9 protein-coding genes are annotated in these 8,618 nt (G+C 59.5%); 6 read left to right on the top strand and 3 right to left on the bottom strand.

Annotated features, from left to right (window positions below; genetic code table 11):
• Positions 1–215: 215 nt before the first annotated feature.
• From dctP to dctM, 3 genes are all read left to right on the top strand, one after another.
• Positions 216–1,199: a C4-dicarboxylate TRAP substrate-binding protein DctP gene (gene dctP / locus CER19_RS13475; protein ID WP_014718349.1), complete on the top strand. Its 984-nt coding sequence runs from the start codon at positions 216–218 to the stop codon at positions 1,197–1,199.
• 174 nt (positions 1,200–1,373) lie between these two features.
• Positions 1,374–2,006: a TRAP transporter small permease gene (locus CER19_RS13470; protein WP_019820154.1), complete on the top strand. Its 633-nt coding sequence runs from the start codon at positions 1,374–1,376 to the stop codon at positions 2,004–2,006.
• Positions 2,006–3,286 (top strand): C4-dicarboxylate TRAP transporter large permease protein DctM, encoded by a 1,281-nt coding sequence (dctM, locus tag CER19_RS13465; protein ID WP_057012696.1) that lies wholly within the window; start codon positions 2,006–2,008, stop codon positions 3,284–3,286. The genes CER19_RS13470 and dctM overlap by 1 nt, the downstream gene beginning before the upstream one ends.
• Before the next feature lie 47 nt (positions 3,287–3,333).
• On the opposite strand, the gene CER19_RS13460 is transcribed toward dctM, so the two are convergent.
• Complete coding sequence (locus CER19_RS13460) at positions 3,334–4,968, bottom strand: methyl-accepting chemotaxis protein (protein WP_003191044.1); 1,635 nt, start codon at positions 4,966–4,968, stop codon at positions 3,334–3,336.
• 226 nt (positions 4,969–5,194) lie between these two features.
• Here CER19_RS13460 and CER19_RS13455 point away from each other — a divergent pair, with 226 nt between their 5' ends.
• Both CER19_RS13455 and CER19_RS13450 read left to right on the top strand, forming a co-directional pair.
• On the top strand, positions 5,195–6,025 hold the full coding sequence (locus CER19_RS13455) for an undecaprenyl-diphosphate phosphatase (protein ID WP_034127341.1): 831 nt from the start codon (positions 5,195–5,197) through the stop codon (positions 6,023–6,025).
• Positions 6,022–6,405, top strand: coding sequence for a DUF1294 domain-containing protein (locus CER19_RS13450; RefSeq protein ID WP_032892008.1), 384 nt, complete (start codon positions 6,022–6,024; stop codon positions 6,403–6,405). Before CER19_RS13455 ends, CER19_RS13450 begins: the two co-directional genes overlap by 4 nt.
• Here CER19_RS13450 and CER19_RS13445 read toward each other — a convergent pair.
• Both CER19_RS13445 and CER19_RS13440 read right to left on the bottom strand, forming a co-directional pair.
• Complete coding sequence (locus CER19_RS13445; protein WP_034127343.1) at positions 6,394–6,750, bottom strand: MmcQ/YjbR family DNA-binding protein; 357 nt, start codon at positions 6,748–6,750, stop codon at positions 6,394–6,396. The genes CER19_RS13450 and CER19_RS13445 overlap by 12 nt on opposite strands.
• Entirely contained in the window at positions 6,747–7,655 is a 909-nt protein-coding gene (locus CER19_RS13440) for a LysR substrate-binding domain-containing protein (protein WP_105226753.1), read from the bottom strand. Before CER19_RS13440 ends, CER19_RS13445 begins: the two co-directional genes overlap by 4 nt.
• Positions 7,656–8,428: 773 nt before the next feature.
• On the opposite strand from CER19_RS13440, the gene CER19_RS13435 reads away from it, so the two are divergent.
• Positions 8,429–8,618 (top strand): hypothetical protein (locus CER19_RS13435; protein WP_133298334.1); only part of this gene is annotated, 190 nt, incomplete at its 3' end.

Genomic DNA, 8,618 nt, shown 5'->3' with positions numbered 1-8,618 from the left:
GGGAACAAAGTGTGGGAGCTGGCTTGCCTGCGATAGCGGCAGAACAGTCAATGTATGTGTTGCCTGACACACCGCTATCGCAGGCAAGCCAGCTCCCACCCTGAAGTCAGGCCTGCGTTCGGCCAGGCCGAACGCAGGTATCTAAAATTCGAAATTCACGACACGCGTTACATCAGGCACCTTGCCTTAAACACAACAATAAGAAGGTGATTCCCATGCTCAAGCTTTCCCGGGCGCTGCTGTGCGCCGCCACCTTGTTTACCGCAGGCCTGGCCCAGGCGGCAGACCCGATTGTGATCAAGTTCGCCCACGTGGTGGCCGAAAACACCCCTAAAGGCCAGGGCGCGCTGCTGTTCAAAAAACTTGCTGAAGAGCGCCTGCCCGGCAAGGTCAAGGTTGAGGTGTACCCGAACTCGTCGCTGTTTGGCGATGGCAAGGAAATGGAAGCGTTATTGCTGGGCGACGTGCAAATGCTCGCGCCGTCCCTGGCCAAGTTCGAGCACTACACCAAACAAGTGCAGATCTACGACCTGCCGTTCCTGTTCAACGACCTGGCCGCCGTCGACCGTTTCCAGGCCGCCCAAGGCAAGCAACTGCTGACCTCGATGCAGGATAAAAACATCCTCGGCCTGGCCTATTGGCACAACGGCCTCAAGCAACTCTCCGCCAACAAGGCCCTGCATGAACCCAAGGACGCCCGTGGCCTGAAGTTCCGCGTGCAGGCCTCCAGCGTGCTCGAAGAACAGTTCAAGGCGATTCGCGCCAACCCGCGCAAGATGAGCTTTGCCGAGGTTTACCAGGGGCTGCAGACCGGCACCGTGAATGGCACCGAGAACACCTGGTCGAACTATGAAAGCCAGAAGGTCAACGAAGTGCAAAAGTACTTCACCGAGTCCAACCATGGCCTGATCGACTACATGGTGATCACCAACGCGAAGTTCTGGAATGGCCTGGCGCCGGATGTGCGCAGCACCCTGGAACAGATCATGGCCGAGGTCACCGTGGAGGTGAACAAGCAGGCCGAAGCGCTGAACCAGTCGGCCAAGCAGAAGATCGTCGACGCCAAGACCAGCGAAATCATCGAACTGACCCCCGAGCAACGTGCATTGTGGCGCGAAGCCATGCGCCCGGTGTGGCAGAAGTTCGAAGGCGAGATTGGGGCTGACCTGATCAAGGCGGCGGACGCTTCCAACCAGTAATCCCAGGGCATACCGAGATCCAATGTGGGAGCGGGCTTGCTCGCGAAAGCGGTGGGTCAGTCACCAGTGTTATCAACTGACAGACTGTATTCGCGAGCAAGCCCGCTCCCACATTTCGAACCGGTTTTCACCCTGAGCCTTGCATAACCCATCTCTTTTTCGCGAGGTTTTGCCATGCAAACGCTAAGGCGCGTCTGGGAGCACCTGGAGGAAGGCTTTATCGCTTTCCTGCTGGCCGCCATGACCCTGGTGACATTCGTCTACGTCATGCTCAACAACGTCTACACCCTGTTCTTTGCCCTGGCCGACAAATGGGCCTGGAGCAGCGCCTTCTTCAATGCCCTGGGCGACGGCACCATGGCCTGGGCCCAAGAGATGACCTGGAGCGTGGCGCTGACCAAGGCCATGTTCGGCTGGTTGATTTTCTTCGGCATTTCCTACGGCGTGCGCACCGCTGGACACCTCGGCGTGGACGCGCTGGTGCGGCTCACCCGGCGCCCGGTGCAGCGCTTGCTCGGCATGCTCGCCTGCCTGTGCTGCCTGGCCTATGCCGGGCTGTTCATGGTGGCCAGCTACAAGTGGGTGAGTGCGGTGATGACCGCGCATATCGGCGCCGAAGACCTCGACCAGTTCGGCATCGATGTCGGCGACATCGTGGTGATCGTGCCCATTGGCTTTGCCTTGGTCTTGATCCGCTACCTGGAAATTTTCTACCGCATCTTTACCCACCGCCAGGTCGGGTTGGGGTTGGCCGACGAGGCCGGTGAGGCCAGCAAGTTGGCCGGCAGCCATGAGGAGCGTCACTGATGGCCGTGCTCTGTCTGTTTCTGCTGTTGTTCGTGTTCATGTTCCTGGGCGTGCCGATTGCGATTGCCCTGGGGCTGTCCGGTGCGGTGTCGATCCTGATGTTCAGCCAGGACTCAGTGAGTTCCCTGGCGATCAAGCTGTTTGAAACCAGCGACGCCTATACCTTCCTGGCGATTCCGTTTTTCCTGTTGTCCGGTGCCTTCATGACCACCGGCGGCGTGGCCCAGCGGCTGATCGACTTTGCCAACGCCTGTGTCGGGCATATCCGTGGTGGCCTGGCGATTGCGGCGGTACTGGCGTGCATGCTGTTTGCGGCGCTGTCCGGCTCGTCACCGGCCACGGTGGCAGCAGTGGGTTCGATTGCCGTAGCGGGCATGGTGCGTTCCGGTTACCCCAAGGAGTTTGGTGCGGGCATCATCTGCAACGCCGGCACCTTGGGCATCCTGATCCCGCCGTCGATCGTGATGGTGGTGTATTCGGCGGCGACCGAAACCTCGGTGGGCAAGTTGTTCATGGCCGGGGTGATTCCGGGCTTGCTGCTGGGCCTGATGTTGATGATTGCGATCTACATCGTCGCCCGCATCAAGAAACTGCCGGCGCAACCCCGGGCGACGTTCCGTGAGTGGCTGAGTTGCGCACGCCGAGCGTTCTGGGGCCTGCTGCTGCTGGTGATTATCCTCGGCGGTATTTACAGCGGCATGTTCACCCCGACCGAAGCGGCGGCGGTGGCGGCGGTGTATTCGGCGTTTGTCGCGCTGTTCGTCTACAAGGACATGAAGCTGCGCGACTGCCCCAAGGTGCTGCTGGAGTCGGGGCGCTTGTCGATCATGCTGATGTTCATCATCGCCAACGCCATGCTGTTTGCCCACGTGCTGACCACCGAGCAGATCCCGCAGGAAATCACGGCCTGGGTGATCTCCGAAGGGCTGACGCCGATTGGCTTTTTGATCATGGTCAACGTGGTGTTGCTGATTGCCGGCAGCTTTATGGAGCCTTCGGCCATTGTGCTGATCCTGGCGCCGATCTTTTTTCCGATTGCAATGAAGCTGGGCATTGATCCGATTCACCTGGGCATCGTGATGGTGGTGAACATGGAAATTGGTCTGGTGCATCCACCGGTGGGGCTGAACCTGTTCGTGACCTCGGCGGTGACGGGGCTGACCCTGGGGCAGACCATTCGCGCGGCGATGCCGTGGCTGATGATTCTGTTGGTGTTCCTGATCATGGTCACCTACCTGCCGTTCATTTCCCTCGCGCTGCCGCAGTGGCTGGGGATGTGACGCCGCTGGACGGTGGGAGAGGGCAGCCCTCCCACCGCTGAGGGACATCAGACCTTGAACTGACGCAAAAGCCCATCAAGCTGTTCACTCAACCCACGCAACTGTGCACTCGCCACGCTGGATTGCTCCGCCGCCAGCGCGGTGCTGTGGGACAGCCCGGCCGCTTGGGTGACGTTCTGGTTGATGTCTTCCACCACGTGGGCCTGTTGCAGGGTGGCGCTGGCAATCGAGGCGTTCAGACCGTTGAGGTTGTGCAGCGCCTGGCCGATGGCGGTGAGGCTTGCGCCTGCCTGGCCGGCTTGTTCAATGGTCAGTTGCGAGGCGCTGTGGCTGTCGCTGATGACCTTGACCGCCGCTTCGGAGTGGCCTTGCAGGCGCTCGATCATCACTTGGATCTCGGCGGTGGATTTCTGCGTGCGCTGGGCCAGCAGGCGCACCTCATCGGCGACCACTGCAAACCCACGGCCTTGCTCCCCGGCGCGGGCGGCTTCGATGGCGGCGTTGAGGGCGAGCAGGTTGGTCTGGTCGGCGATGGAGCGGATCACCTCCAGCACCCCGCCGATCTGCGTGCTTTCGCTGGAGAGCGTGCGGATCACCTCCACGGCCTGGCTGATAGTGGTGGAGAGTTGGTCGATCTGCTGCAAGCTGCCGTCGATATTGACCTGGCCCTGCTGTGCCTGGGCCTGGGCATCGCGCATTTCGCTGGCGGCGTGCTCGGCATTTTTCGCCACGTCCTGCACGCCGTAGGTGACTTCGTTGATGGCGGTGGCCACCAGTTCCATCTGCTGTGACTGCTGCTGGCTGCGGTCATGGGCCTGGCTGGCGTTGTGGCCCAGCTCGGTGGACGACTGGCCCAGGGCGTTCGCGCACACCTGCAACTGGCCGACCACCTGGCGCAGCTTGGCGGTGAAACTATTGAAGTGCTGGGCCAGTTGCGTCAATTCGTCACGGCCGTGGGTGTCGAGGCTGTGGGTCAGGTCACTTTCGCCACTGGCAATATTGCCCATGGCATTCACCGCCGCCTGCAACGGCTGCACGATGCTGCGGGCAATCAGCACCACCAGCACGGCCATCATCAGCGCAATGCCCAGGCCAATGGCCGAGGCTTTCCACACCTGGCCCCTGAATTCGGCCTGCACATCGTCCACGTAGACCCCGGAGCCGATAATCCAGCCCCAGGGTTCGAACAGTTGGATGTACGAGGTTTTCTCTACCGGCGCTTCGGCGCCAGGCTTGGGCCAGCGGTAGTTGACGATGCCGGCGCCCTTGGCCTTGGCCAGGCTCACGAATTCGTTGAACACAGCGAAACCGTCCGGGTCGCGAATCGCCGAGAGGTTCTGGCCGTCGAGCTTGGGGTTGGCTGCGTGCATGATCATCACGGGGGTGAGGTCGTTGATCCAGAAGTAATCATCGTGGTCATAACGCAGCCCGCGCACCGCGCTCAGGGCCTGTTGTTGCGCGGCGTCGCGGGTCAGTACGCCAGTTTTTTCCAGGTTCTGGTAATAGCTGAGTACGCCACTGGCGGTCTGCACTACGTGCTGGGTCTGCTGGCGCTTGGCCTGGTAGAGGTCGCCGTGGATCTGGTTGAGCATCAACAGCCCCAAGGCCAGCAGCATCAACACGGCGACTATCAGGATCAGCCAAAGGCGGCGGCTGATCGACATGCTGCGCAAACTGTTCATCGTCCTGTCACTCCCTGCTCTTTATAATTGTGGTGCTGCTTCGAGATTTCCGGCGTGTCTGATAGGCTTTCGGCCCGGAATCGAAAAACCTGAGTACTGCCTGATTTTTCACGGAATTTTTGCAGACCGGCGTTGAGAATCAACCGCGGGCGCTTGTGTGCGCTCGTCGTCAGTGAACTTAAAAAAGACTAAGAGGCATGCCACGCGCATGACCTTTGGAGACAGCATGGATTTTTGGACCGCCATACAGGCATTGATTCTCGGCATCGTCGAGGGGCTTACGGAGTTCTTGCCGATCTCCAGCACTGGCCACCAGATCATCGTCGCCGACCTGATCAATTTTGGCGGCGAGCGTTTCGAAGCCTTCAACATCATCATCCAGCTCGGCGCGATACTGGCGGTAGTCTGGGAGTTTCGGCGCAAGATCTTTGACGTGGTCATCGGCCTGCCGACCCAGCCCCAAGCCCGGCGTTTCACGGTCAACCTGATCATTGCCGTATTGCCCGCGGTGGTACTCGGGGTGATCTTCGCCGATCTGATCAAGCACTACCTGTTCAACCCGATCACCGTGGCCACGGCGCTGGTGGTGGGGGGCGTGATCATGTTGTGGGCTGAACGCCGCCAGCATGCAGTGCGGGCTGAGACAGTCGATGACATCACCTGGAAAGACGCCCTGAAAGTCGGCCTGGCCCAGTGCCTGGCCATGATCCCCGGCACTTCGCGTTCCGGTGCGACGATCATCGGCGGCCTGTTGTTTGGCCTGTCGCGCAAGACGGCCACCGAGTTCTCGTTCTTCCTGGCGATGCCAACCATGGTCGGTGCGGCGGTGTACTCGGGCTATAAATACCGTGACCTGTTCCAGCCCGCGGACCTGCCGGTGTTCGCCATTGGCTTTGTCACCTCGTTCATCTTCGCGATGATTGCGGTCAAGGCCCTGCTCAAGTTCATCGCCAGCCACAGCTACGCGGCGTTTGCCTGGTACCGGATCGCCTTCGGCCTGGTGATCCTGGCGACCTGGCAGTTCGGCTGGATCGACTGGACTGCGGTCAAGCCATGAGTATCCAGCACCCACGCCTGAAGGCGCTGATCTTCGTACTGCTGTGTGCCGCGCCGCTGCTGGGCTCGGCGTTGCTGTGGTATCGCGGTGAAACAGTGATCCCGTTGATGGCCTATGGCGTGGTCAGCGTGGTGGCGTTCTTCCTGTACTGGAGCGACAAGCGCAAGGCGCAGACCGAAGGCTGGCGTACCCCGGAAAACATCCTGCATGCGGTGGAGCTGGCCGGCGGTTGGCCGGGGGCGTTGATTGCCCAGCAGGTGTTCCGGCACAAGACGCGCAAGGTGTCTTACCAGGTGTTGTTCTGGGTGATTGTGCTGTTGCACCAGGTGTTCTGGCTGGACCAGTTGTTCCTCGGCGGCACCTTGCTGTCAATCCTCTAGCCGCAAGCCAATCTGCGTGCGCTTGGGCAGTTTGCTGACCACCAACTGGTGGGAGCGCTGCAACAAGCCACGCAGTTCCTCTGCGCCTAAAGGGTAGGGCGTGTTCATGATGACCCACTGCGCCCTCGCCAGGTAAGGCGCCGGGTGAATGCCCGGCCGGTCGACGTGGCCCAGGAACAATTCTTTGTCGACCTTGAAGGCCAGCGACTCCCCGCGCAGGTTCTGCAAGGCGAACATCTTGTTGCCGGCAATCGAAAACACCCGCACGCCACCCCATTTATAGTCTTCCCGTGCGCCTGGCAGGCTCAGGCAAAAACGTGCGACTTGTTCTTCTGTCATGCTCATAACAGCCGATCTCCACAGCCTTTGAAGCCTTCTTCCAGATAGTCGATCCAGGCCCGGATGGCCGGCAGCACCCCGCGCCGGTGCGGGTATACGGCCTGCAACCAGCCGCCCGGCAACGACCACTCCGGTAGCAATTGCACCAGGCGGCCATTAGCCAGTTCTTCTTCGCAGTACATCATTGGCAGCACCGTAAAGCCCACGCCCATCATTGCGCTGGCCTTGCGCACGATAAAGTCTTCGATGCCCAGGCGCGCCTCCATCACTAGCTCGTGCATATTGCCCTGGGGGTCGATGATGCGTTGGTGCACCATTCGGTCCGCCTCGAGTGCGCCAAGGATTGGCAACTGCTTGAGGTCTTCCAGGGTTTCGACCCGCCGCTCACGCATGAAAACGGGGCTGGCCACCAGCACGGTATGCGCCTGGCGCAGGCGTTTGGTGACCAGCAACGGGTCTTCGTCGCCCAGTTCGCGTACGCGCAGCGCCACGTCAATGCCTTCGGCCACCAGGTCGACGCGGCGATTCACCAGGGTCATGTCCAACTGCACCAACGGGTGCGCGGCCAAAAAACCGGCTACCAGCTCCGGCAGGATCTGCTGGGCCAGGCCCACCGGGCAACTGACCCGCAGCCGCCCACGCGGCTCGCTGGACATGCTGGCCACGGCCTCGTCGGCCATTTCCGCTTCCAGCAGCATGGCCTGGCAGTGGCGCAAGTAGCGCTCGCCCACCGCGGTGAGCGTCAGTTGTCGGGTGGTGCGTTGCAGCAGGCGTGCACCCAGGCGGTCTTCCAGCTCGGCAATGCGCCGAGACAGCCTGGATTTGGGAATCCCGAGCAACCGGCCAGCCGCAGCAAAACCGCCGGCTTCGACGACTTTGGCGAAATAGTAGAGGTCGTTGAGGTCTTGCATGGTGGGCCTATTGTCCTGTCAGTGGGACAAACTATCCCCGTGTGGCGCGTTTAAATCCACCCCGAGCAGCAAGCGCCTTGTGGGAGGGGCCGGTTCTGGTTGAGTGATTTGAAACAGCGCGCTTTTGCTCGACAGGTCGATCCTGCAAATTTCTTTGAAAAAACTTTTAGTTTTTTGGCTCAACGGTGCCTATACAAATTTCTCTATTCCTTCGCGCGGATAGCTAAATGTGTAGGAGTTTTAATTAAGGTTTTCAACTTAAAGGCGGTAACTTTTTCTCTGTCTGTTGTAGGAGTAAGAGTATCAAGTACGATATTTCGCTTGATCGAATAATTGCCTATCCGAAATGGTCGCACAATGATGTAGGAAATTTCCTTGTGTGTTGTGATCCTCTAATATCTCTAGTCGAGACACTTCTGGCATTTGAATGCGTATGACGTCTTGATCTTTTTTAAAACTCAATGCAATACTCTTTAAACATTAGGTTTAATCAGTAACCTTGCAGGCGCTCCTCAGGCAAAAAATGACGGGAGGCGCTGTCTTGACTATGTGAAATGCCTGCGTTGAGCGCTCCCCAGCGCATGGCTGTCGGCGTCTGTCTGACCTCACTTGAAAGTACTTTGAAAGTTACCTCTTTAACTCATGGCTATGAGGGCGCCGTAACGTCAGCAATAGCTTGTATTGTCGGTACGATGCATGACTTCGTTGTTCTGCTAACGGAAACATAAAAGCGGCTGGGTCAAGGTTGTGCCAACTGTCACGGAGACTTGCATATGCTTAACGAACTGCGCACCTTCTTTGACCACAGCCGGCACAAACTCACGGTTCGCAACGTGGCCGCGGTGCTCGACGTTCTGGCCTTCAAAGGCCACGAAGGCCTGAGCCAGCCGTTCAACTACCGCGTCGAATTCACCTGCATCGATGGCGACCTCAGTGCCGACACCCTATTAGGCAAAGACGCCA

Source organism: Pseudomonas sp. GL93, from assembly GCF_003408955.1.
In the GTDB taxonomy this organism is placed as follows: Bacteria; Pseudomonadota; Gammaproteobacteria; order Pseudomonadales; family Pseudomonadaceae; genus Aquipseudomonas; species Aquipseudomonas paracarnis.
The sequence above is the reverse complement of the archived record's forward strand: the minus strand, read 5'-3'. Positions and strand labels throughout refer to the sequence as shown.